This is a genomic window from Mycobacterium sp. (genome assembly GCF_035570115.1).
Taxonomy (GTDB): Bacteria; Actinomycetota; Actinomycetes; order Mycobacteriales; family Mycobacteriaceae; genus Mycobacterium.
In genome coordinates, this window is record NZ_DATMLH010000238.1 from 15,078 (window position 1) to 39,142 (window position 24,065).

21 protein-coding genes and 1 pseudogene are annotated in these 24,065 nt (G+C 68.2%); 12 read left to right on the forward strand and 10 right to left on the reverse strand.

Translation table 11 applies throughout. From position 1 onward, the window contains the following. The first annotated feature begins 15 nt into the window (after positions 1 to 15). A complete protein-coding gene (locus tag VNW74_RS21145) occupies positions 16 to 411 on the forward strand; it encodes a hypothetical protein (RefSeq protein WP_325680399.1) in 396 nt (131 codons plus the stop codon). Here VNW74_RS21145 and VNW74_RS21150 read toward each other — a convergent pair. Continuing rightward, positions 408 to 3,794, reverse strand: a complete 3,387-nt coding sequence (locus VNW74_RS21150; RefSeq protein WP_325680455.1) for an ATP-dependent DNA helicase — start codon at positions 3,792 to 3,794, stop codon at positions 408 to 410. The two genes, VNW74_RS21145 and VNW74_RS21150, sit on opposite strands and share 4 nt — an antisense overlap. A gap of 5 nt (positions 3,795 to 3,799) precedes the next feature. After that, entirely contained in the window at positions 3,800 to 6,976 is a 3,177-nt protein-coding gene (locus VNW74_RS21155) for an ATP-dependent DNA helicase (RefSeq protein ID WP_325680401.1), read from the reverse strand. A gap of 77 nt (positions 6,977 to 7,053) precedes the next feature. Between VNW74_RS21155 and VNW74_RS21160 the strand changes: the two genes are divergently transcribed. Both VNW74_RS21160 and VNW74_RS21165 read left to right on the forward strand, forming a co-directional pair. Beyond that, the gene (locus tag VNW74_RS21160) at positions 7,054 to 7,833 is read left to right on the forward strand and encodes an alpha/beta hydrolase (protein ID WP_325680403.1); all 780 of its coding nucleotides are present in this window, start codon (positions 7,054 to 7,056) and stop codon (positions 7,831 to 7,833) included. 2 nt (positions 7,834 to 7,835) lie between these two features. Continuing rightward, entirely contained in the window at positions 7,836 to 8,132 is a 297-nt protein-coding gene (locus VNW74_RS21165) for an MGMT family protein (RefSeq protein ID WP_325680405.1), read from the forward strand. Positions 8,133 to 8,135: 3 nt separating this feature from the next. On the opposite strand, the gene VNW74_RS21170 is transcribed toward VNW74_RS21165, so the two are convergent. From VNW74_RS21170 to VNW74_RS21180, 3 genes are all read right to left on the reverse strand, one after another. Then, a complete protein-coding gene (locus VNW74_RS21170; protein ID WP_325680407.1) occupies positions 8,136 to 8,990 on the reverse strand; it encodes a TIGR02569 family protein in 855 nt (284 codons plus the stop codon). A gap of 128 nt (positions 8,991 to 9,118) precedes the next feature. After that, entirely contained in the window at positions 9,119 to 10,306 is a 1,188-nt protein-coding gene (gene moeZ, locus VNW74_RS21175; RefSeq protein WP_325680409.1) for an adenylyltransferase/sulfurtransferase MoeZ, read from the reverse strand. 117 nt (positions 10,307 to 10,423) lie between these two features. Further along, positions 10,424 to 11,455, reverse strand: coding sequence for a DUF3152 domain-containing protein (locus tag VNW74_RS21180; protein WP_325680411.1), 1,032 nt, complete (start codon positions 11,453 to 11,455; stop codon positions 10,424 to 10,426). Between the two features lie 184 nt (positions 11,456 to 11,639). Here VNW74_RS21180 and VNW74_RS21185 point away from each other — a divergent pair, with 184 nt between their 5' ends. Next, complete coding sequence (locus tag VNW74_RS21185) at positions 11,640 to 12,308, forward strand: TetR/AcrR family transcriptional regulator (protein WP_325680413.1); 669 nt, start codon at positions 11,640 to 11,642, stop codon at positions 12,306 to 12,308. Here the strand turns inward: VNW74_RS21185 and VNW74_RS21190 are convergent. Further along, positions 12,295 to 12,543, reverse strand: a complete 249-nt coding sequence (locus VNW74_RS21190; protein ID WP_325680415.1) for a DUF3107 domain-containing protein — start codon at positions 12,541 to 12,543, stop codon at positions 12,295 to 12,297. The genes VNW74_RS21185 and VNW74_RS21190 overlap by 14 nt on opposite strands. A gap of 357 nt (positions 12,544 to 12,900) precedes the next feature. Between VNW74_RS21190 and VNW74_RS21195 the strand changes: the two genes are divergently transcribed. Then, positions 12,901 to 13,566 (forward strand): MmpS family transport accessory protein, encoded by a 666-nt coding sequence (locus VNW74_RS21195; protein ID WP_325680417.1) that lies wholly within the window; start codon positions 12,901 to 12,903, stop codon positions 13,564 to 13,566. Positions 13,567 to 13,597: 31 nt separating this feature from the next. On the opposite strand, the gene VNW74_RS21200 is transcribed toward VNW74_RS21195, so the two are convergent. Continuing rightward, entirely contained in the window at positions 13,598 to 14,293 is a 696-nt protein-coding gene (locus VNW74_RS21200) for a ferritin-like fold-containing protein (protein WP_325680419.1), read from the reverse strand. Positions 14,294 to 14,593: 300 nt separating this feature from the next. Here VNW74_RS21200 and VNW74_RS21205 point away from each other — a divergent pair, with 300 nt between their 5' ends. Continuing rightward, positions 14,594 to 16,135, forward strand: a complete 1,542-nt coding sequence (locus VNW74_RS21205; RefSeq protein WP_414686738.1) for a DEAD/DEAH box helicase — start codon at positions 14,594 to 14,596, stop codon at positions 16,133 to 16,135. 21 nt (positions 16,136 to 16,156) lie between these two features. After that, a complete protein-coding gene (locus VNW74_RS21210) occupies positions 16,157 to 17,371 on the forward strand; it encodes a hypothetical protein (RefSeq protein WP_325680421.1) in 1,215 nt (404 codons plus the stop codon). Positions 17,372 to 17,451: 80 nt separating this feature from the next. Here the strand turns inward: VNW74_RS21210 and VNW74_RS21215 are convergent, their stop codons facing one another. Continuing rightward, positions 17,452 to 18,249, reverse strand: a complete 798-nt coding sequence (locus VNW74_RS21215; protein ID WP_325680423.1) for a ParA family protein — start codon at positions 18,247 to 18,249, stop codon at positions 17,452 to 17,454. A gap of 108 nt (positions 18,250 to 18,357) precedes the next feature. On the opposite strand from VNW74_RS21215, the gene VNW74_RS21220 reads away from it, so the two are divergent. The 3 genes from VNW74_RS21220 to VNW74_RS21230 are packed head-to-tail and all read left to right on the forward strand — an operon-like array spanning position 18,358 to position 20,523. After that, the gene (locus VNW74_RS21220; protein ID WP_325680425.1) at positions 18,358 to 18,957 is read left to right on the forward strand and encodes an acid phosphatase; all 600 of its coding nucleotides are present in this window, start codon (positions 18,358 to 18,360) and stop codon (positions 18,955 to 18,957) included. Further along, positions 18,947 to 20,044: an isochorismate synthase gene (locus VNW74_RS21225; protein ID WP_325680427.1), complete on the forward strand. Its 1,098-nt coding sequence runs from the start codon at positions 18,947 to 18,949 to the stop codon at positions 20,042 to 20,044. The genes VNW74_RS21220 and VNW74_RS21225 overlap by 11 nt, the downstream gene beginning before the upstream one ends. After that, the gene (locus tag VNW74_RS21230) at positions 20,041 to 20,523 is read left to right on the forward strand and encodes a GNAT family N-acetyltransferase (RefSeq protein WP_325680429.1); all 483 of its coding nucleotides are present in this window, start codon (positions 20,041 to 20,043) and stop codon (positions 20,521 to 20,523) included. The genes VNW74_RS21225 and VNW74_RS21230 overlap by 4 nt, the downstream gene beginning before the upstream one ends. Here the strand turns inward: VNW74_RS21230 and VNW74_RS21235 are convergent. Next, positions 20,475 to 20,904, reverse strand: a pseudogene (locus VNW74_RS21235) (hypothetical protein). The gene VNW74_RS21230 and the pseudogene VNW74_RS21235 sit on opposite strands and share 49 nt — an antisense overlap. A 70-nt stretch (positions 20,905 to 20,974) precedes the next feature. Between VNW74_RS21235 and VNW74_RS21240 the strand changes: the two are divergent. Both VNW74_RS21240 and whiB1 read left to right on the forward strand, forming a co-directional pair. Then, positions 20,975 to 21,943 (forward strand): diacylglycerol/lipid kinase family protein, encoded by a 969-nt coding sequence (locus VNW74_RS21240; RefSeq protein ID WP_325680431.1) that lies wholly within the window; start codon positions 20,975 to 20,977, stop codon positions 21,941 to 21,943. Positions 21,944 to 22,208: 265 nt separating this feature from the next. Beyond that, positions 22,209 to 22,463 (forward strand): transcriptional regulator WhiB1, encoded by a 255-nt coding sequence (gene whiB1, locus VNW74_RS21245; protein ID WP_324855696.1) that lies wholly within the window; start codon positions 22,209 to 22,211, stop codon positions 22,461 to 22,463. A 68-nt stretch (positions 22,464 to 22,531) separates the two neighbouring features. Here the strand turns inward: whiB1 and VNW74_RS21250 are convergent, their stop codons facing one another. Further along, the gene (locus tag VNW74_RS21250) at positions 22,532 to 24,037 is read right to left on the reverse strand and encodes a sensor histidine kinase (RefSeq protein WP_325680433.1); all 1,506 of its coding nucleotides are present in this window, start codon (positions 24,035 to 24,037) and stop codon (positions 22,532 to 22,534) included. Positions 24,038 to 24,065: the final 28 nt, after the last annotated feature.

Consider the following 24,065-nt stretch of genomic DNA (forward strand, 5'->3'; position numbering starts at 1 on the left):
CGACACAATGTAACCATGACCCCCACCACACCAATCGCTCAACGTGACGCCAGCCAGGCCGGCGCATACCGAATCGCGGCGCTGCTGCTCGGCGTCGGCACCGTCCACTTTTTGGCGCCGAAACCGTTCGACGGGATCATCCCCGCCGAGTTGCCCGGAAATCCGCGGTTCTACACCTATGCGTCCGGTGTCGCCGAGGTCCTCATCGGCGCTTTGTTGCTGGTTCCACGCACTCGGCGATTGGCCGCTCGGGCGGCTGCCGCGCTGTTCGTCGGGGTCTTCCCGGGGAACCTCAACATGGTGCGGTTGTGGTGGGACAAGCCGTGGCCGATGCGCATCGTCGCTTTGGCCCGGCTGCCGTTGCAGATTCCGATGATCACCGAGGCGCTCAAGGTCAGCCGCAACGCCTAGCGCGGCGACGATGCGGCCCGCTCAGCGGGCGGCTGAGGAGCCCCGCAATCGGATCTAGCCCGCCCCGGCCCGGCCAGCAGCTCGGCTAGCTCGTCGGCATCTGGCAGCGCATCGGGGACGACGGTGACTCCGGTGCGAATATAATGAAACGCGGTGCGCACCAACGATTCCGGACACCCGTGTAGCGCAGCCCAGGCCAGCCGGTAGACACCGAGCTGGATCGCGGCCTGTCGGGTGGCCTCCGGCCCACGTGGCGGCTCGCCGGTTTTCCAGTCCACCACGGTGGCGCCACCGTCTGAGTCGGCGAACACCGCGTCGATGCGACCCCGTACCACGGTGGCGCCGATGGCCATCTCAAACGGCACCTCGACGTCCACTGGCGTGCGGGCCGCCCACGGTGACGCGAGGAAGGCCGTCTGCAACGTGGCCAGCTCCTCAGCGTCGCGCTGCGCGGTGTCGGTGTCCGCGGCACCCGGCAGGTCGGCGAGGTCGAACAGCCGCTCGGCGCCGTAGAACCGCTGGACCCACTCGTGAAATGCACTGCCCAGCAGCGCATGCGGGTCCGGGCGAGTCGGCAGCCGGCGCATCAGCCGCTGCACGGCGTGCTCCGGCTCGCGGGCCAAGTCCACCAGGCTGCTGACCGACACTTGTGTGGGCAGCGTTAGCGCCGGCGGGCGCCCGGCGCGAGCACGCTCGTTGAGGAGAGCATCGACGTCGGCGGCCCAACCTTCGGTGTCGGCCTCGGGCGTCGGGGGCGACGCGTCCAGCGACATCGCCGCGGCTACCAGCGCCGCCCCGCGCCGCACGTCGGCGCCGCGCCCGCCCGCCGGGTCGACGGGCCACATTGCCTCATGAACGCTGTCACGCAAGGGATTACGGTCGCCGTCGGCCGGAGCTGGCGCCCACTGCTCGACCACACCGCATGCCTCGCCGGCCGCCGCCGACGAGTCGATGATGTCTTTGAGCTCGACAAGGAAATCCGACGGGCCGCGTGGCTTGATCCCGGTCGCGCCCCAATGGTGGCCGGACAGCAGCAGGGTGTCCTCAGCGCGGGTGATGGCCACGTAGAGCAGCCTGCGCTCCTCGTCGAGCCGACGTTGCTCCAGTTGACGCCGATGGGTGGAGATCTTGTCCGACAACTGCTTTCGATCTGTCACGTCCGATGTGTCCAGAACCGGAACGCCGTGCACACCCGCCGATGCGCGATCGCCCCGCAGCAGCGGCGGAAGGTCGGCGGCGTCGGTGAGCCAGGTGCGAGCCTGCGCCGTTGACGGGAACACTCCGGCTGACAGGTGCGGCACGGCGACCACCTGCCATTCCAAACCCTTCGCGGCGTGCACGGTCAGCACCTGCACCCGATTCTGAGCGACGGTGGGTTGGGCCGGCGCCAGGCCGTTCTCGACGACCGTGGCTGCATCCAGGTAGGCCAGCAGACCGGGGACCGACGCCGGCGTGGCGGACGTGACGGCCGCGGCCCGGTCGGCGTAGCCGCTGACCACGTCGGCGAAGGCGTCGAGCTGCTCGGTGCCCGCCCAACCCGACGCGGCGGGCAGTGCCGCCCGAACCTCACAGTCGACGCCCAGCAGCCGGCGCACCTCGGCGACCAGGTCGGCTAGTGGATGACCGAGGTGGCGGCGCAGCACGCTCAATTCGTCTGCGAGCGTGACAATGCGCCGATACCCCGCGGCGGAATAGTCGCTCGCCGGTCCGGGGTCAGCGATCGCGTCGGCCAGACCCGCGGTGTCGGCCTCCGGCCCGACCGCCTCGGCGATCCGTTCGGCAGCTTCACCGGTGCGTGTCGCCGGCGCGCCGTCGAGTGCTACCGCGCGGCGCCACAGCGCCGCGATGTCGCGGGCTGCCAGCCGCAAGCGCGGACCGGTGACCACCCGCATTGCGGCCGCTCCGGCAGTCGGATCGGCAACCAGCCGCAACATCGCGACGACGTCGGCAACCTCGGGCACCGACAGCAGACCGGCCAGTCCGACCACCTCCACCGGGATGCCGCGAGCGCGCAACGCAGCGGCCATCGGCGCGGCTTCGGCGTTGCGCCGCAACAGAACCGCGGCCGTCGGCGGCGCGACCCCGTCCGCGGCGGCCTGCTGATAGCGCCGGTGCAGATGATCGGCGACCCAGTCCCGTTCGCCCTGCACGTCGGCCAGCAACGCGCAGCGGACGGTGCCGGGCGCGGCGTCAGGGCGGGAGCGAAGCGGACGCACCGCGACCGATCGTCGCCGGGCGTCGGCCGAGACGGCGTTGGCCACGCGCAGCGCCCGCGGCGGGTTGCGCCAGCTAGTTCGCAATTCCAGGACCGGCGCCGGGGTGCCGTCGGGTCGGGGGAAGTCGGTGGTGAACCGCGGCAGGTTGGTCGCCGAGGCCCCGCGCCAGCCATATATGGACTGGATCGGGTCGCCGACGGCGGTCAACGCCAGCTCGTCGTCGACTCCGCCACCGAACAGCGACGACAGCAGGATGCGCTGGGCGTATCCGGTGTCTTGGTATTCGTCGAGCAGCACCACCCGGTAGCGGCCACGCAGGCGCTCACCGATTTGTGGGACCGCGCTCGCCAGCCGCGCGGCGTAGGTCATTTGGGTGCCGAAGTCCATCACCTTCTCGGCGCGCATCCGCCGGTGCAAGGCGTCGATCAGCGGCACCAGTTCGGCGCGCTCTGCCTGGGTGGCCAGCATCCGCAGCAGCCACTGGCTGGGGCCGCGGTCACGTTGGTAGCGGCCCCCAGGCAGCGTGCGCACCAGCCGTTCGAGCCCGACGTGCGTATCCCGCAGCTGACCGGTGTCGACCAGATGCTCGGCGAGTTGACCCGACAACCGCAACACCATCGAGGTCACCACGGCCGGGGTTTTGTCGGTGTGCAGCTCCCCGCGATATCCGCTGACGACGTCGAATGCCAGCTGCCACAGCTCGGTCTCGCTCAGCAACCGGGTATCGGGTTCAATGGGCTGCGCGCGCTCCCCGGTGTCCGTTGACAGCAGACCGTATTCGCGCAGCAATTGGCCTGCGAAGGCGTGATACGTGCTGACCATCGGCGTCCCCGCGGGCTCGCCGGGCGATGGTCCCGGGTGGCCGCCGAGCATCAATCCGGAGCCGCCCAGCCGGGCCAGGCGGGAGCGGACCCGCCGCAGCAGTTGGCCGGCGGCCTTGCGGGTGAACGTCAGCCCCAAGACCTCGCCTGGTTCGGCGTAGCCGTTCGCGACCAGCCACACCACCCGCGCTGCCATCGTCTCGGTTTTCCCGGCCCCGGCCCCTGCGATGACCACCAGCGGGCCCGGCGGCGCGGCGATGACCGCCGCCTGCTCCGCGGTCGGCTCGAAAAGTCCTAGGGCACTGGCTAATTCGGCGGGGCCGTAGCGCGCTGAGCTGGACGCGATCGCCGTCACAGCAGGCCCTCCCCGTCGGCGACGGCATGGGCCGGGCAGCTCGGCCGCAGCGGGCAGTGTGCGCAGCCGTCGTTGATCCGGGCGATGAACTGCGGCCCGGCCGTCGCCTCGGCCGCGTCCCGGACTACGTTGTGCCACTCGGCGCGGGCCCCGGGCGTCAACGGGTCCTGCTCGCGTTCGGTCGCGCCTGCGGGCCCACTTCTGCCTAGGTAGACCAGCCGCGCGCCGCCCGGTTCGTCGCCGTGTGGCACCAGACCCTCGGCCACGGCCAGCTGGTAGGCGGCCAGCTGGGCATGTCGTTGCGCGTCGTCCTTGCTGACCGGCGTCTTGCCGGTCTTGACGTCGACGATAACCAGCCGGCCTGCTGCGTCGCGCTCGATCCGATCGACCCGGCCGCGCAACCGCACGCTTGCGCCGGCGCGGCCATCGAACACCCCGTCGACGTCGACCTCGACGCCGACCTCAGTCAGCTCGCCACGGGTCTGGGCTCGCCACTCGAAGAACGCCTGGATCATCGCGCGATGCCGAGCCAGCTCGTTGTCCGAATACCAACGGGATTCGAAGGGCAGATGCTGCCATGCCCGCTCCAGGGTGGCGAGCAGCTGCGACTCGCTGCCCACCGGTTCGGCGATCAACGCATGCACCACCGAACCGATCGCCGAGCGCAGATCGCGGGCATCGGTTCCGCCGTGGCGTTCGGCCAACCAGCGCAGCGGACAGTCGGTAAGCGTCTGCAGGCTCGACGGAGTCATCGTCACGATGTGATCTGTGTGATCACCCCTACTCCACAACGGCTCGGTGGTGCTGACCGGCGTCATGCCGTACCAGTCGGCCGGGTCGGCGCCCGGCACGCCTGCTGCCGCGAGTCGCGCTAATTGTGTTGCCGCGCAAACACGCACCGCGTCGCTCACCGCGCCTTGCGGCGCGCACACCACCCCTCGCAGCCGGCCAACCACCGCCGCCGCCGACAGCACCCGCGGCGCCGTCACCGGTTCCAGCGCGGCATCGGCGCTGCCGGTGGCCCATTGCGCGATCTCGGAGAAGAACGGCGACGGCAAGGCCGCCTCGCGGCCGTCACTTGCCTCCCCGTCTACCGCCGTCACCAACAACCGCTTGCGCGCCCGGCCCATTGCGGCGACCAACAGCCGCCGCTCCTCGGCCAGCAGCGGTGCCCGCATCGACGCGTTCTCGGCGACCCCATCGAGGACGTCCAGCAGCCGCTGCGTGCCGAGCACGCCACCGCGCGGAATCGTGTTGGGCCACAGCCCTTCCTGCAGACCGGCGATCACGACCAGGTCCCATTCGTGGCCCAGCGCCGCGTGCGCGCTGAGCACCGTGACCTGCTCGGCCGCGGCCGTAGCCTCCGGCCCGACGGCGGGCGTTCGCAATGTGCCGAGGTGGTCGATCAGCCCGGACAGCGACGCCCCGGCGGTGCGCGACAGGTACAGGTCGGTGGCGTCGAACAGCGTCGTCACCGCGTCGAGGTCGCGGCCGGCCTGGGCGGCGGACGGGCCGCCGCGCTCGCACGCCGCCAGCCAGCGACGTTCCAGCCCCGAACGGCGCCATGCCGCCCAGAGGGCGTAATGCAGATCGCCCTGGCAAGTGGATGTTGCCCCCACGCCGCGCGCATGACCGCGGGCAGCGGCGTCCAGCACGGCGCGTACCCGTCGTAGCGGCCCGGCCTGCGTCGGAGTCAGTCGGGAGAATCTCCCGGTCGTCAAGGCCTCCACCAACAGTTCACCCAATTCCCTTGGCGGCCTGTCTATGTCAGCTCGGCGCAGCCCCCGTCGCAGCTGGCGCAGCGAAACCGGGTCGACCCGCCCGATCGGTCCGGTCAGCAGCGTCAGCGCACGCTCGCCATCGAGTCCGTCGACGGTTACGGCCAACACCGTCAGCAGCGCCATCACCGCCGGCTGTTCGGGCAGTGACCCCCAGGCCGTCGCCGACGCGACCGGAACTCCGGCCCGCGCCAACGCCTGCGACAGCCTGGAGCCGGCACGAGGCACCGACCGAACGATGACCGCCATCTGCGACCACGGCACGCGAGAGACAAGGTGCGCGCGCCGCAAGACATCGGCGACCAGCGCCGCCTCCGCGCCTTCGGATGCGGCCAGCCGCACTTCCACCGATCCGAAATCGTTTCCGGTGCCTTCGATTTCGCTACCGCAGGGAAGCCGACCGGCGATGCCTGAGGCAGCCCGCGCCACCGCCGGGGCGCAACGGTGTGACGTCCTGAGCGTCACCGACGGCGTGGCGGCACCTGCCAGCAGTGCCGCCGGCTCGGCGCCGCGGAAGCCGAACACCGCCTGCCCAGGGTCGCCGGCGAGCAGCGTCACGTCAGCGCCGGCGGCCAGCACCCGCACCAGCAGAGCGGCCTGCGGGTCGAGTTGCTGGGCGTCGTCAACCAGCAGCACGCGGATCCGGGCGCGTTCCGCCGTCAGCAACTCCGGGTCGACCGCGAACGCCTCGAGAGCGGCCCCGACCAGCTCGGCGGCGCCGACTGCCGGCGTGGTCGCCTGTGGCGCAGCCGTTCCGACAGCGGAGCGCAGCAGCATCACTTGCTCGTATTTGCGCGCGAACTGGCCTGCGGCCGCCCATTCCGGACGACCGCACAGCCGGCCCAGCTGCTGCAGCCGCTGCGGGTCCACGCCGCGTTCGGCGCAGCGGGTGAGTAGCTCACGCAGCTCGCCGGCGAAGCCCGCCGTGCCCAGGGCGGCCCGCAGCTCAGCCGGCCACGCCGTGGTCGCATCGGAGCCGTCCTCGATCTCGCCGGCGAGCAGCTCGGCGATGACCGCGTCTTGTTCCGCAGAGGTGACCAGCCGAGGTGGCGGGCCGCCGACGCGCTGTGCCGCCAGCCGCAGCACGGCGAACGCGTAGCTGTGCACGCTGCGCACCAGTGGTTCTCGGATCACCGCCGGGAGCCCATGGCAAGAACCGACCTGCTGCGAGCGCAGCAACGTCGTCGTCAAGGCACTGCGTGCCCGAGCCCCGATCCGGCCCGAACCAGTCAGCAGCAGCGCCGATTCCGGATCGGCGCCGGCGGCGATGCGCGCGGCCGCGGCGTCGATCAACAAGCTGCTCTTACCGGTTCCCGGTCCGCCCAGCACTCGCACCACCCCGCGCAGACCGGGATCCAGCAGAGCGCGCGCCTCGGAATCCCAGCGGTAAGACATAGCGGCATGACACCACGGGGGTCCGACAAGTCCGCCCGGGCGGCAATGCGGGGACGTCCAGCTGGCAGCATCAAGGCGTGACCCGGCTACACGTGCACCGCTATGGCCCCTCGGGGCCCGTGCGACTACTGGCGATCCACGGGCTGACCGGACACGGAAAACGCTGGCAACCGCTGGCCACTCAGCACCTGGCCGAGATCACCGTTGCCGCACCCGATCTGATTGGGCATGGCAGGTCCTCGTGGGCGGCGCCGTGGACCATCGAGGCCAATGTTGCCGCGATGGCCGCGCTGCTCGAGCATGAGGCCGAACGCCCGGTCGTGGTGGTTGCGCATTCCTTCGGCAGCGCGGTCGCGCTGCACCTGGCCGCCGCACATCCCGACCGGGTGGCAGCATTGGTGCTGCTTGACCCGGCGATCGGCCTGGACGGCGGGTGGACGCGGGAGATCGCAGACGCCATGCTGGCCTCCCCCGACTACCCGGACGCCGCGGAAGCCCGCGCCGAGAAGGCCACCGGCTCCTGGGCGGAGGTGGATCCGGCCGTGCTCGACGCCGAAGTCGACGACCACCTCGTCGCGCTGCCGGGCGGGCGATATGGTTGGCGGGTCAGCATGCCCGCGATGATGTCCTATTGGAGTCAGTTGGCCCGCGAAATCGTATTGCCGCCCAACGGGATCGCGACAACGTTGGTGCGGGCAGCGTGGACGTCGCCGCCGTATGTCACCGACCGGCTCATCGCCGGCCTGCACGAGCGACTGGGCAGCGATTTTCGGCTGACCACTTTCGAATGCGACCACATGGTCGCTGAGATCAAGCCGGCCGAGGTCGCCGCGCTGATCCGAGAGCGGATGTCCTGATCGTGGCGCAAGTGACCGACGACCAGGTCGAGCGGGTGCGCGCGCTGGTTGCCTCGATACCGGCCGGAAGAGTCGCTACGTACGGTGATATCGCGACTGCCGCACGGCTTTCCAGCCCGCGTATTGTCGGCTGGATCATGCGTACGGACTCCTCAGACCTACCCTGGCACCGGGTGATCACGGCATCTGGCCGTCCCGCAAAGCATTTGACCACCCGACAGTTGGAACTGCTTCGGGCAGAAGGGGTTCTCGCGGTCGACGGCAAGGTCCCACTGGGCGAGATCCGTCACGAGTTCTAGGGTCTAGAGGATCAGACGCACCAGGGCGGCCGTGCGGGCCAGACCGGGGAAGGCGGCCGCTGTCGAACGCGGGTGTAGCGCATGAACAGCGAGCCGGAACATCAACGCGCGCAACAACATCTGCGGCCATTCTGGTAGGGCGTTCCAACGCTCGATGAGCCCTTCGTCGGCCTCGCCCCAGGACAATGCGTCGACGACGACCACCCCCGCCGCCCACGACGCCGGCCGCCAGTACGGCGTGATATCGGTTATCCCGGGGGCGGCGGCACCCGCGAACAGCACGGTTCCGTAGAGATCCCCGTCCACCAGCTGATTAGGGCTCTTGGTCGGCCGCCGCAGGCCGGCAAGCTGATTGATCAGCTCGACCGACCGTTGCCCGTCCGCAGTGGGCGACGCCGCCCGTGCCGCCGCGGGCACCGACTGCAGCGGCCGTTCCTCCCACGCGGCGCGGTCAGCGGCGATGAAGACGTCGACGTCGGCCCACGGTGCGGTGGGCCCCTGGGTAAGGAACCGGGGCCGCTCCAGTTTGCCGGTGGCCTCGTGCAGCCGCACCGCCGCCGACACCACCTCGTCGTGCCGCGGCTCGGGGTTACCGGCCACAAAGGTGTCTGCTCGCCAGCCGGAAACCACGTAGCGCCCATCGGTCGACCGGACCGGCCGGGCCAACCGCACGCCGTCGACGAACAACGTCTCGCGCACCCGCGCGGACCAGGAAGCGCGGGCGTTGTCGGCGACCATCGACAGCACCACTTCGCCGCATCGCCAGCCGCCTTCCCAGCTGGCCCCCAACGGGATGGGCCCTACACCGCTCAAACCGAACGCCGCCAGCACGTGCTCGGGCGGCGGCTCGACAGTCACGCGATCAGCCTAATCGGGGCCAGCGAACTGTCGGGCCTAGACACGATGAGCCGGATCCGCCCAAATTCGGACGCCCACTCCGGCGGGACCAGCTCCGCGCCGCCCGCACAGCCAGCGTCATCACCGACTCAGTACATCACCATGTCGGGCTGCATCTGTTTGGCCCACGCCACGATCCCGCCCTGCAGGTGCACCGCGTCGGCAAACCCGGCTTTCTTCACCGCGGCCAAGGCCTCTGCCGAGCGCACACCCGTCTTGCAATACAGCACCGGTATCCGGTCCTGCGGTAGCTTGGCCAAGCCTTCACCGGAGTTGATCGACGACTTCGGAATCAGCTGTGCGCCGTCGATGTGATTGATGTCCCACTCCACCGGCTCGCGCACGTCGATCAGCGCCACCTTTTTGCCGGAGTCCAACAACTCCCGCAGCTCGCGCGGCGTGATCGCGGAGCCGGCCGCAGCCTCGGCGGCGTCCTCGGACACCACCCCGCAGAATTCCTCGTAGTCGATCAGTTCGGTGATCTTGGGCGTGGACGGGTCCTTGCGGATCGTGATGGTGCGATAGCTCATCTCCAGCGCGTCGTAGACCATCAGCCGGCCAAGCAGCGGCTCGCCGATGCCGGTGATCAGCTTGATCGCCTCGGTGCCCATCACGGACGCAATCGACGCACACAGAACGCCCAGCACCCCGCCTTCGGCGCAGGACGGCACCATGCCCGGCGGGGGCGCCTCCGGGTACAGGTCACGGTAGTTGAGGCCGCGACCGTCAGGCGCGTCCTCCCAGAACACCGAGACCTGGCCTTCGAACCGGTAGATCGACCCCCAGACGTAGGGCTTGCGCGCCAGCACAGCGGCGTCGTTGACCAGATACCGGGTGGCGAAGTTGTCGGTGCCGTCGAGGATCAGGTCGTATTGCTCGAACAGGTCGACGGCATTGTCCGGTTCCAGTCGCACCTCGTGCAGGCGGACGTTTACCAGCGGGTTGACCTCGGCGATGGAGTCGCGCGCCGACTGCGCTTTGGCTCGGCCGATATCGGACACCCCGTGGATGATCTGGCGTTGCAGGTTGGACTCGTCGACGACGTCGTCGTCGACGATGCCGATCGTCCCCACCCCCGCCGCGGCCAGATAAAGCAGCGTCGGTGCGCCAAGCCCCCCGGCGCCTATCACCAGCACTCGCGCGTTTTTGAGCCGCTTCTGGCCGTCGACACCCAGGTCGGGAATGATCAGATGCCGGCTATAGCGCGCGACCTCATCCCGAGTCAGCTCGGCAGCCGGCTCAACAAGCGGTGGCAACGACGTGTCTGGCCCAGACACCGATATCGCCTCGATTCGTCACTGAAGTTGGCATTGCGCGCGTCAGCCACATCCATCACAGCAGCTGCGGGCAACAACGGCAAACAGCTGCCAGAGCTTCCCGGGCCCGGCCGCCAGCTAGGCGATCGGGTAAGGCCAGGGGTTGAATCGGCAGGTCTTGCCGTCGGGTTTGACCCATTCCGGGTCGAACTTCGCGGCGTCGTCATTGGAGGTCGAAAAGGTCTGCTGCATCATGATCGGCGCCAGACCGCCCTGCTTATCGCAAGGCTCGTGGCGCAGATACCCGATGGCGTGACCGACCTCGTGGTTGATCACGTATTGACGGTACGAACCGACATCGCCCTGAAAAGACACCGCGCCGCGCACCCAGCGTGCCTCGTTGATGAAGACGCGGGGTTGCACCTCGGCACCGTAGGACGGGTTATAGCAGGACGTCTCCAGCGGGAATTCGTAGCCGCAGCCGTCTCGCACCGTCATCGGAGAGCTCAGCGAGACTCGGATATCGGGCTTGCTCTTGTCGGCCCCGTCGATCCTGACAAAAGCGAACTGCGGGTTGTGTGTCCAGCTCTTGGGGTTGGCCAGCGTCTGGTCGACCATCCCGGCGAAGGCTTCGTCACCGCCGAACGCGGTGGGATCGATGCCGTTTTCGACTTCGACGGTGTACTTGAAGACTTTGACGGTGCCCTGGCCGATCTGAGGCGTACCACCCGGGACGATGCGCCAGGTTTTGTCGCCGGCTTCGGTGAATGGGCCACCGTTGGGCAGCATCCCGGTGGGCAGGTTGGCGTCGAACTGAGTCAGACCCCGGGGCGGTGCGTCGATGATCGACGTGCCCACCGCGCCGATTTTCGGGGGGCCCTGGATGGGCTCTCCCGAGGCCGGTGCGGGCACGCTGGTCCCCGTCACGGTCTGGTAGACCACCACCCCTGTGACCGCGACCAGTGCCGGCAGCGCGTAGGCGCGCCAGCCGTAGGTGGACACAAAGCGCCCTAGCCAGCTCTGTTTGCGCCAGCGGCTGCTGTCCCGATTGGACCGGACCCGTCCCGAACCCCATGCGAGAGGATCCCGCTGCGCACGCAGCGGTTCCCGCCAGTCGTCGCGGAGCACCGGTACCCGGTTGCCCCCGCGCCGATCCGGGTCGTAGCTCACTTGCCCAGGATGGCACAACCGTCGCTAGCTGCGACTCTCGGCGCGCCCGCAGGTAACGGTGCAAGGTGGTTCTGCCGACATTCGGGGCGTGGATGGCGATCCCAAAAGCGAGACGGTAGTAGTGTCGTTGCGATCAGGCCCCGCACCGCTGCACCGGCGGTACAACAATCAGATTGAGGACTTGATGAGCGATCTCGCCAACGCCGCCGACAGGGGTCCGGTCAAGCTAGGCGGTAGCAGTCGCACACCCGCTCGGCGCGGCAACCGGCTGCCTCGGGACGAGCGTCGCGGCCAACTCCTCATCGCAGCAAGCGAGATTTTCGTGGACCGCGGCTACCACGCCGCCGGCATGGACGAGATCGCCGAGCGGGCCGGAGTCAGCAAGCCCGTTCTTTACCAGCACTTTTCCAGCAAGCTGGAGCTGTATCTGGCGGTCCTGCAGCGACACGTCGAGAACCTGGTGTCCGGCGTGCGGCAGGCGCTGCGCACTACCACCGACAACCGGCTGCGGTTGCGCTCGGCGGTCCAGGCGTTCTTCGATTTCATCGAGCACGACGGCCAGGGCTACCGGTTGATCTTCGATAACGACTATGTCACCGAACCCCAGGTCGCCGCGCAGGTGCGGGTGGCCACCGAATCGTGCATCGACGCGGTCTTCGATCTGATCAGCGCCGACTCCGGGTTGGACCCGCATCGGGCCCGGATGATCGCCGTGGCCCTGGTCGCACTTAGCGTCGACTGCGCCCGGTATTGGTTGGACACCGATCGGCCAATTACCAAGGAAGATGCCATAGACGGCACCGTGCAGTTCGCCTGGGGCGGGCTGTCACACGTGCCGCTTACCCGTTCCTAGCAGCGCTGCTGCCGATTCCGAAACCGACCCGACGCACGTCCGCGACGCCGATTTCGACGTAAGCGATCTTGTCGGCGTGGACCAGGAAGCGGCGGCCCTTGTCGTCGGTCAGGCCCAGCACGTCGGATTCCTTGCCCAGTGCGGCGGTGACCAATGCTTCGACCTCCGTGGGCGTTTGCGCACTGCTGAAGACCAACTCACGCGGGCTGTCCGTGATACCGATCTTGACCTCCACGTCGGCCCCTTCCCATTGTTTCCCTGGTAGTCGTCGGAAATCGTTCTCCAGCAAGCAGGCTAGTGCGTGCGGCGACGATGCGGGCCAGCGGCCCGAGAAGGAGCCGGACAACTTTCCCGCCCGCCCGGCGACGATGCGGGCCATGTAGGGGCCAGCGGTGCGGGTACCTCCCAGCCGCGCAGCGGCGAGGGGGCGAGTGGGGCAACCAGGCCGCTGCCCGGTGCCGAAACCCGGTCGGCACCAAGGATTCCGTATGCGGGTAAGACCCGGGCGCCGTTGGCAAATCGTGACCTGACACGCCCGCGCGCCGCGGCCAACGAGAATCCCCACATCAATAACATTTGCACCATCAGCACCATGGATTACCTGGATCGGGATATCCAGGACTACCCAGATGACGACGTCGACGACATCTACGCCGACGACGCTGACTCGGTTGCGCCCATCGACGAACGGTGGCGGCCAGTCGCGGTGATCGCCGGCATCGTCTTCGTCCTGGCGGTGATCGCCACGGTGGTGATCGTCAACGGCGGCGACAGCGCCTCGACCTCGGCGACGGTGGTGCCGCCGTCGCGCAGCGTGACGTCACCGCGGCTCAGCACTCCCCCGGTGCCGTCGCTACCCCGCGAGACCGTCACCACCGTGACACCGCCTCCCAGAAAGCCCAGCCCAACCCCTACTGCAGGTCCCACCGATGCGCCGACGGTGGTCCCGCCGCCGGTGGCTGCCCCTTCGGTACCACCGGACGTCGCTGCCCGGACCTTCGTCTATCGGGTGACCGGTACCAAGCAACTCTTCGACCTGGTGAGCGTCATCTACACCGACGCCCAGGGTGCGCCCCAGACGGACGTCAACGTGTCACTGCCCTGGTCGCGAACCGTGGTCATGAACCCGGGGGTGGGCATCAGGTCCATCGTGGCGACAAGCCTGACCGGTCGTCTCAACTGCTCGATCACCGACGGCGCGGGTCAGCCGGTCGCGATGTCGACCACCAACACGATGATCGCGACCTGCACCCGCTAGAGCCGATTGCTCCGCGGCGCGTCGTCATCGGCTAGGCCAGGCCCAGATCGCGCATCCGGTCGTCGTGTGTGCGCTGCAGCCGGTCGAAGAACCCCGCTAGCTGTGTCAGGCCCCCCGTCCTGGACGCCACCAGGTCGACCAGCTCATCGTGTTCGGCCAGCACGTACTGGGCCTGGGTAATCGCTTCGCCGAGCAGCCGACGCGACCACAACGCCAGCCGGCTGCGCTGTCTGCCGCTCTTTGTCACTGCGGCGCGCACCTCGGCGACGACGAACTGGGAGTGCCCGGTCTGCGACATCGTCGCGCGCACCACGTCGGCAACTTCATCGGGCAACTCGTCGGCGATCTGCAGATAGAAATCGGCGGCCAGCGCATCGCCGACATAGGCCTTGACCAGCGCCTCCAGCCAGGTGCTCGGCGTGGTCAGCCGGTGGTAGCCGTCGAGCGCGGAGGCGTACCTCGAAATCGTCGGCACCACGTCGACACCGCGGCTCTCCAGCGCGTCGCGGAGCAGTTCGTAGTGCCCCATCTCGGCCGCCGCCATGCTGGCCATCGAAATCCGGCCCCGCAGATCTGGCGCCATCTTCGCCTCTTCGGTGAGCCGGTAGAAGGCCGCGACCTCGCCGTAAGCCAGCACCGCGAACAATTCGTTGACGCCGGGATGGTCCGCCGGCACCCGTGACCGGGGCGGATCGGACAGCTCGTCGGCGCCCGAGAGCGAGGTCATGGCAACACTCTATGCGTCGGTGGCGACCCGCTGCGCCCTGCTTCACCGCGCTGGCGATCGCCGCGAAATGCCCGACCGGACCGCGATCCGCGGTCGCGGCGGTCCACCAGCTATGATGCACGTAGGTATTGGCGTTAGATCCTTACTGCCGCTACCGGCGAAATGTGCGTGCATGCAGTTGGCCCGCCTAGTAAGCGCAGGGCCCGCGAATCGGCAACGTATTCGACAGTCAACTGGTGCGCGCGTGACCGCAACGACTGACTAACCGAATACAACACCGAAAGGCATCGCGTTTCACGCATGACCCCATTAATCACACCCAGCAGAACCACGTCCGAAACCACCTTTGCCGAACTCGGCGTCCGCGATGAAATAGTGCAGGCACTGACCGAGGAAGGCATCAAGCATCCCTTTGCTATCCAAGAGCTCACACTGCCGCTCGCACTAGCCGGGGACGACCTGATCGGCCAGGCCCGCACTGGAATGGGCAAGACCTTCGCATTCGGGGTCCCGCTGCTGCAGCGGATCACCACCTCCGGAGCGCAACGCCCGCTCAACGGCATTCCGCGGGCGCTGATCGTCGTGCCCACCCGCGAACTGTGCCTGCAGGTGTCTGGCGACCTGGCCACCGCCGCCAAGTACCTGACCACCGACGACGACCGACGGCTGTCGGTGGTCTCTATCTACGGCGGCCGGCCCTACGAGCCGCAAATCGAGGCGCTGCGCGCCGGCGCCGACGTGGTGGTCGGTACCCCCGGCCGGTTGCTTGATCTGGCCCAGCAGGGGCATCTGCAGCTGGGCGGGCTGTCGGTGCTGATCCTGGACGAGGCCGACGAAATGCTCGACCTGGGCTTCCTGCCCGACATCGAACGCATCTTGCGCCAAATCCCCGACGAGCGGCAGTCGATGCTGTTCTCGGCGACGATGCCGGACCCGATCATCACGCTGGCCCGCACGTTCATGAACCAGCCCACCCACATCCGGGCTGAGGCGCCGCACTCCTCCGCGGTCCACGACCTGACCAAGCAGTTCGTCTACCGCGCCCACGCGCTGGACAAGGTCGAGCTGGTCAGCCGAATCCTGCAGGCCCGTGGACGCGGCGCGACCATGGTCTTCACCCGCACCAAGCGCACCGCCCAGAAGGTCGCCGACGAGTTGGCCGAACGCGGTTTCGCAGTGGGCGCCGTGCACGGCGACCTGGGGCAGATAGCCCGCGAGAAGGCACTCAAAGCATTCCGTAGCGGCGGTATCGATGTCCTGGTCGCCACCGACGTGGCCGCGCGCGGGATCGATGTCGACGACGTCACGCACGTCATCAATTACCAGATCCCTGAGGACGAACAGGCTTACGTGCACCGCATCGGCCGCACCGGCCGCGCCGGCAAGACCGGTGTCGCGGTCACCCTGGTGGACTGGGACGAGCTCGCCCGCTGGACGATGATCGATAAGGCGCTCGGCCTCGGCTGCCCGGATCCGTCCGAGACCTACTCCAGTTCGCCGCACCTGTACGACGAAATGGACATCCCCACCGAGGCCCGCGGCACCGTCGGGACGCCGCGTAAATCGCAGGCCAAACGCGCCGCCTCGGGTGAGCGTGACGGCGACCGATCCGGGCCGCGGCAGCGCAAGAGCAGCCGGCAGCGGCAGCGCACCCGCGGAGGCAAAACGGCGACAGGCCACCCCGTCGCGGCCGCCGCCACCAACGGCGATGCGGAGGCTGCGACGTCGACTACCCCATCAGCGGGCAGTGCGACCGCGGACTCGGGCGATGGCGCACACAGCGGACGCCGTCGCCGTCGGCGCCCGCGTAAGTCAGCGGGCGTGGCCGCGAATGCCAACTGAACCGGTGTCGCCGGCCGCCTGATGGTCAAACCGGAGCGCCGCACAAAGGCCGATCTATTGGCCGCGGCAGCGATCGCGGCTGTGGTCGCCGTGGCGGCGGCGTTGATCTGGTGGACCAGCGATGCCCGAGCAACGATCAGCCGGCCCGCGGCGGGGTTCCCGCCCAGCCCGAGGTCGGCCCGCGAGGTGCCGGCCTCGCTCAAGCAGCTCTGGACCGCCCCCAACGCGCCGACCGACCAGCCTGCCGCGGTCGCCGGAACCGTCGTCACCGCCGACGGGCGTGCGGTCCAGGGGCGTGATCCGGTCACCGGCAAAGTGCGGTGGAGCTACTCGCGCGGCAGCGATCTGTGCGGGGTTGTCGGGGTCTACCGCTATGCGGTCGCGGTCTACCGCGACGACCGGGGCTGCGGTCAGGTCAGCACGATCGACGGATCCACTGGGAGCCGCGGAGCCGCCCGAACCAGCTACGCCGACGATCATGTCCACCTGTCCTCCGACGGCATCACGGTGTTGTCCGCCGGCGACACCAGGCTGGAACTGTGGCGCTCTGACATGGTCCGGATGCTCTCCTACGGCGAGATCGACGCCCGCGTGAAGCCCTCCTCGAAGGGACTGCACACCGGATGCCGCTTGGTTTCGGCGGCGGCCAGCTCGTCCGCGGTATCTGTGCTCGGTGCGTGCGGCAGCCAGGCGGATCTGCGGCTCACCCTGCTGCGCCCCAGCAAGGAAGAAGACGAGCCGGAGCTGCGCGACGTGCCCGAGCCGGGGATCGGCGTGGGTTCCGGCGCCCGGGTGCTGACGGTGGCCGAGACCAAGACCCTCATCTACCTGCCAGCGCCGCAGCCCAGAGTCGATGTGGTCGACGACTCCGGGGTGACTGTGGCCAGCACGCTGCTGCCCAAGCCGCCGTCGACGTCGAGCGTGGTGTCGCGGCCCGGCAACCTGGTGACGTGGTGGACCGGCGACAAGGTGATGGTCTTCGACGGGGCAACGCTGACCTACCGCTTTTCCATTGGGGCCGCTGGGCCTTCGGTTCCGGTTGGGCCCGCGGCGACGATGGCGGGCAAGTTGCTCGTCCCCGTCACGGGTGGCATCGCCGTTTGTGATCCGATCACCGGCGACGGCGAAGGCTATCTGCCGGTGACCCGGCCGCCGGGCAACGCCCCGGTGATCCCCGCCGTTTCGGGTTCGCAGGTGCTCGAGCAGCGCGGCAACACCCTCGTCGCGCTGGGCTAAGCCGCGCCCGACGACGATGCGGGCCGGAACGGCCCGAGGAGAAGTCGGGCTAAGCCGCTAAGCCGCTAAGCCGTACGACGTCAGGCGTCGAGGGCGAACGTCGGCAGGGCTTTGCCCGACTTCCAGTGTTTGAGCAGTGTCTCTGCCAACTCTCGGTAGGCGGACGCGCCTTTGTTCTTGCGCGCGGCCATCACCGACGAGCCGGACGCGCTGGCTTCGGCGAAACGCACCGTGCGCGGAATGGGTGGCGCCAGCACCGGCAGGTCGTAGCGGTCGGCGACATCGAGCAGCACGTCGCGGGTGTGGGTAGTCCGCGGGTCATACAGCGTCGGCAGCGCGCCCAATAACCGCAGGGCAGGGTTGGTGATCTGCTGGACGTCGGCGACCGTGCGAAGGAACTGGCCGACGCCGCGATGCGCCAACGTTTCGCATTGCAACGGCACGATGACCTCGCCGGCGGCCGTCAGCCCGTTGAGCGTAAGCACGCCCAGCGACGGTGGACAGTCGATGATGACCACGTCGAAGCGGTCACCGAGTTTGTCCAGCGCGCGTCTCAGCGCGTACTCGCGGCCGGCCCGCATCAGCAGCATGGCTTCGGCGCCGGCCAGGTCGATATTGGCCGGCAGCAGCGTCATCCCCTCCGCGGTGTCGACCAGGGCGACGTCCGGCTCCACATCACCGAGCAACACCTCATGGATCGACACCGCCAATTTGTCCGGGTCTTGGCCGAGCGAGAAAGTCAGACAGCCCTGCGGGTCCAGATCGACGAGCAGCACCCGCCGTCCCGCATCCACCATCGCCGCACCCAGCGATGCCACCGTCGTCGTTTTGGCCACCCCGCCCTTCTGGTTGGCCACTGCCAGCACCCGAGTCGTCATGTAGCGCCGCTCCTCCCTGTTGCAGGCGGGTGATCAATGCCTATCCTGGCACCAAACCCTTGGTGCCCGCGCGCGGATGGCTATGTGTGTCAGGCAGAATCGATCGGCATGGGAGTCGAGAGCCATCGGCTGGTGTTGCTACGCCATGGGGAGACCGAGTGGTCCAAGTCCGGCCAGCACACCGGGCACACCGATCTCGACCTCACCGACCACGGCCGCGCGCAGGCCGCGGCCGCCGCTCCGGCGGTTGCCGACCTGCACCTCGTCAACCCCAAGGTGATCAGCAGCCCGCTCCGGCGTGCGGTGTTGACCGCGGAGCTCGCCGGCCTGACAGTCGAGGAAAAATCGTCGCTGCTCGCCGAATGGGATTACGGCTCCTATGAGGGCGTGACGACCGCCGAAATTCACAAGACAGTGCCCGATTGGTCGATCTGGACACACGGCTGCCCGGATGGCGAATCCGTCGCGCAGGTCAGCGACCGCGCCGACCGGGCTGTCGCGCTGGCGCTCAAGGAGATGGGATCGCGCGATGTGGTGTTCGTGGGTCACGGTCACTTTTCCCGCGCCGTGATTACCCGCTGGGTCGAGCTACCGCTGATTGAGGGCAGCCGCTTCGGGATGGGCCCCGCGTCCATGGCGATCTGCGGCTTCGAACACGGCATCCGCCAGCTGAGTGCGCTGGGCTACCCGCATCCGAATGACGGCTGAGCCACGGTTCGTGCTGTGCGGGCCGACGGGCGCCCTCGTCGCTGACGGCGTACGGGACTGCTACAGCGACGTGACCGCCGCGCAAACGGCGCTGCGTTCGGCGTCAGCGCCAATAGTTGTGGGCGCGTTAGCTTTTGACGTCCACGGTCCCGCAGCGTTGATGGTGCCACATTCGGTGCGACGCACTGACGGACTGCCCGATTGGCCGACCGGCCCGCTGCCGGCCGTGCACGTCACCGGGGCGTTTCCGGCGCCCGAGGAGCACCGCGCCCGAGTACGACGCGCCTGCGAGCGGCTGACCGCTGCGGGCAGCACCCTGCAGAAGGTGGTGCTGGCCCGTGCCTTGCGGCTGGCCGCCGATGCTCCACTGGACGGCAGGGTCATCCTGCGCCGGCTGGTCGAACAGGACCCCGCCGCCAATGGCTATCTGGTCGATCTGTCAGCGGCCGGCGGCCAGTATTCCGGCATGGCCTTGGTCGGCGCCAGCCCGGAGCTGCTGGTGGCACGCGACGGCGACCGGGTCACGTGTCGTCCCTTCGCCGGTTCTGCGCCGCGTGCCGCCGACCCCGAGCTCGACGCTGCTGCCGGCGCCGCACTGGCCGCTTCCGCCAAGGATCGCCACGAACACCAATTGGTGATCGACACCATGGTCGACGCCTTGCGCCCCTTGTGCAGCGAATTGACGATCGCGCCAACGCCAGAGTTGAGCCGCACCACGGCGCTCTGGCATCTCAGCACACCGATCAGTGGGCGACTGCGCGACACATCAAGGACGGCAATGGATTTGATGTTGGCGCTACACCCCACGCCCGCGGTCGGGGGGGTGCCCGCCGGCCCCGCCGCCGAACTGATCAGCACGCTGGAGGGCGACCGCGGCTTCTACGCCGGCGCCGTCGGCTGGTGCGACGCGCGCGGTGACGGACGCTGGGTGGTGTCCATCCGCTGCGCGCAGCTCGCAGCTGACCGCCGTACTGCGCTCGCCCACGCCGGTGGCGGTATCGTCGCCGAGTCCGATCCTGACGACGAAGTCGCCGAGACCACAACGAAATTCGTCACTATTTTGTCGGCGCTGGGAGTTGATCCGTGACCCCGCACATCCGCCGAGCCGCACCTGCCGATGTCGCCGCCATTACCGCGATGATCCACGAGCTGGCCCGCTTCGAACGAGCGCCCGATCAATGCACAGTGGCCGAAAAGCAAATCAGTACAGCACTTTTCGACAATCCATGCACGCTACGCGGACATGTCGCCGAGGTAGATGGCGAAGTCGCCGCGATGGCCCTGTGGTTCCTCAGCTTCTCGACCTGGGACGGCGTCGAGGGCGTGTATCTGGAGGACCTGTACGTGCGTCCACGATTTCGCCGGCTTGGCCTGGCCCGCGGGCTGTTGACGGCACTGGCAAGGGAGTGCGTGGACAACGGTCACACCAGGCTGTCGTGGTCGGTGCTGAACTGGAACACCGATGCGATTGCCCTCTATGAGGCCGTCGGCGCTCTGCCGCAGAGCGAGTGGACTACCTATCGGCTGTCCGGCCCGAAATTGTCGGAGCTGGCCGGGCGCTTATGACCCGCCGGCGACCCAGCGCACGGCGGCCGGACTGAACAGCAACGCCAACACGGTGAGCGCGATGATGCCCACCGGGACCCCGACCAGCACCCGATGAGAACCCACGGCCAGGTACCAGGCGACCGGCAGCAGTAACAGCTCGGAGAACACCGCCAGCCCGCGACCCCAGCGCCTGCCGACCAGCAACGCGCACCCGGCGGCGAGAACAGCCCCACCGACCAGAGCGAACCACGCTGCGGTGCCGAAACCGTTGACCACCCGCTGATCTGCACCGCCGAGCGCCCGCAATAGCAGAACCACGCCCGTCACCAACCCGACCGCGCCCTGCAGAGCCACGATCAGTCCGGCTCCTCGGACCGGGGCCGGAGCAGGCGGGCCCACCTGCTTGCGGCGGATACTCACAGCGCCAGCGTAATCACCGGGCCGCGCCGCTCCCGTAGGCTTTGGCATCATGCGCGCTGTGCTGGTCGTCAACCCCACCGCGACGTCGACGACCACAGCGGGGCGCGACTTGCTGGCACACGCTCTCAAGAGCCGCCTCGAGCTGACAGTCGAGCACACCACGCACCGCGGCCACGCCGGCGAAATCGCGCAGGCCGCCGTGAAGGACGGGGTGGATTTGGTCGTCGTGCACGGCGGCGACGGCACCGTCAGCAATGTGGTCAACGGCCTGCTCGGCCCTCCCGGTGAGTTGCCTAACGGCCATGTCCCGGCGCTGGCGATAGTCCCGGGCGGCTCGGCGAACGTGACGGCGCGGTCACTGGGAATCCCACCAGGGCCGGTTGACGCCACCAACCAGCTGATCTGGCTGCTGGACAGATACGGACCGCAAAAGGCGTGGCGCCGGATCGGGCTGATCGACTGCGGTGAGCAGTGGGCGGTGTTCAACGCCGGCATGGGCGTCGACGCCGAAGCAGTCGCCGCCGTGGAGGCCAAACGGGACAAAGGCGTCAAGGTCACGCCAGCGCGCTATATCCGCGCGGCGGTGCGCGCTACGGTCGCCTACTCCCGTCGTGAACCGAGGCTGACCGTGCATTTGCCCGGACGGGAGCCGATCTCGGGGGTCTACTTCGTCTTCGTGTCCAACTCCAGCCCGTGGACCTTCGCCAACGACCGGCCGATGTACACCAATCCCGGAACCACCTTCGAGTCAGGCCTGGGAGTGTTCGGCGTCACCCGTTTGAAGGTGGTGCCGAGCCTGCGACTGGTCGGGCAGATGTTCTCCAAGCAGCCGAGGCTCGAAGGCAGCCAGGTCGTCCGGGACGACGATGCCGCCTGCGTGCGGGTCACCTGCGCCGACCCCCCGATGGCCAGCCAGTTCGACGGCGACTACCTCGGCGTGCGGGAGCAGATGACGTTCCGCGCGGTTCCGGACGCGCTGGACGTCGTCGCCCCACCCCGCAACATAAGGCCAACTTAAGGCTCTGACCTGCGATAAGCCCCGGACTGACACAAAAAGGCTGGTCAGAAGGGTCGAAGTGTAGTACAAACGATTAAGGGATTTGGTAACAGATCGCCATAGTGAGATTGCCCACGGACCAACTAGCTCCCTTGACATCTGTTGAGCCTGTGAAACGATCGAGTGAACACTTGCAACGGTACGGAAACATTTCTTGTGCCTGCGTTAACAGCCGAAGAAAAATACTCGTGCGCCCTGCTGCGCACACAGTGAGGAGTAACGACTAATGGATTGGCGCCACAACGCGGTGTGTCGCGATGAGGACCCGGAGCTGTTCTTCCCCGTCGGGAATAGCGGACCGGCGCTCGCGCAGATCGCTGACGCGAAACTGGTCTGTAACCGCTGTCCGGTGACCACCGAGTGCCTGTCTTGGGCGCTCAACACCGGTCAGGACTCCGGGGTATGGGGCGGAATGAGCGAAGACGAGCGACGTGCACTGAAGCGTCGCAACGCCCGGACGAAGGCCCGAAGCGGGGTCTGACCCGGGTTTAAGTCGCGTAAACGGTGCGGCCCCGACGAACTGTCGGGGCCGCACCGTTGTGTGCGGCCCTACTGCGCGGCGCGGACGCGACGACCGATCGGGACGCGCAACACCACGTCGGTTCCGCCTTCGGGGGCGTCCTGCATGAGCAGCGAGCCGTCCAGTTCCGCGGACACCAGTGTCCGCACGATCTGCAGACCTAGCCGGTCAGATTGCTCAACGCTGAACCCCTCGGGTAGCCCGCGACCGTTGTCGTGGACCACCACGTCGAGCCAACGTGCCGAACGCTCGGCACGAATGGTCACGCCGGCCGCGGGTTCGCGTGCTGCCGGGTCAAACGCGTGCTCGATGGCGTTTTGGACGAGCTCGGTGATCACCATGATCAGCGCGGTCGCACGATCGGAGTCCAGGACGCCGAGCACGCCGGTCCGGTCTATCCGGATCGGCGTGTCCACCGTCGCGACGTCGTTCATGATCGGCAGGATCCGGTCGATCACCTCGTCGAGGTTGACCTCCTCATCCACCGACATCGACAGGGCGTCGTGGACCAACGCGATCGACGACACCCGGCGTACCGACTCGATGAGCGCCTCGCGACCCTCGGAGTTGGTCGTCCGGCGGGCCTGCAGGCGCAGTAGCGCTGCGACGGTCTGAAGGTTGTTCTTCACCCGGTGATGGATCTCCCGGATCGTGGCGTCCTTGGAAATCAGCGCGCGGTCTCGGCGCTTGACCTCGGTGACATCACGAACCAGCACCGCAGCGCCAGCTGCCGAGCCGTGGACCATCAGCGGCAGCGTCCGCAGCAGGACGGTGGCACCACCGGCGTCGACCTCGATACGCATGCTGGCACCCCCGGCCAGGGAGTTGAGCACGTGCTCGGCGAGTTCACGGGCCTCGAAGGGATCAGAGATCAACGGACGCGTGACCGCGATCAGGTTGTGGCCCTCCAACTCCGAGGTCAAGCCCATCCGATGGTAGGCCGACAGCGCGTTCGGACTGGCATAGGAGACGACTCCGTTGACGTCGAGTCGGATGAAGCCGTCACCGGCTCGCGGGCTGGAGCGCGACATCGCCAGGTCTCCCACGTTGGGAAAGGTGCCCTCGGAGAGCATGGTGACGAGGTCCGCGGCGCAGTCGATGTAGGCAGTCTCCAATGGGCTGGATTTATGAGTGTCCCCGACCGCCTTCTGATGTGTCAGCACCGCGACCACCCTGTCGGCGTGCCGCACCGGCACTGCTTCGATGTTCAGTCCAGTTTGCTGCCACGAATACTGTTGGCCTGCATCGCTTTCCAGACCGATAGTGCCGGACTCAAACGCGGCGGCAATGAGCGGCATCTCGTCGGCAGCGACGACGGTACCGACTGCGTCCCGCAGTAGAACCGTCGGGGCGGTGTTCGGTCGGCACTGTGCGACGCATACCAGCGAACCGTCATCGCGGCGGACCCACATCAGGTAATCAGCGAACGAGAGGTCTGCGAGCAGCTGCCACTCGCCGACCACCGCATGCAAGTGGTCGACGGCACTCCCCGGCAGCATGGTGTGTTCGGCAAGAAGGTCACCGAGAGTGGACATCGGCTACTCCCGCCAAGACGTAGAGGCG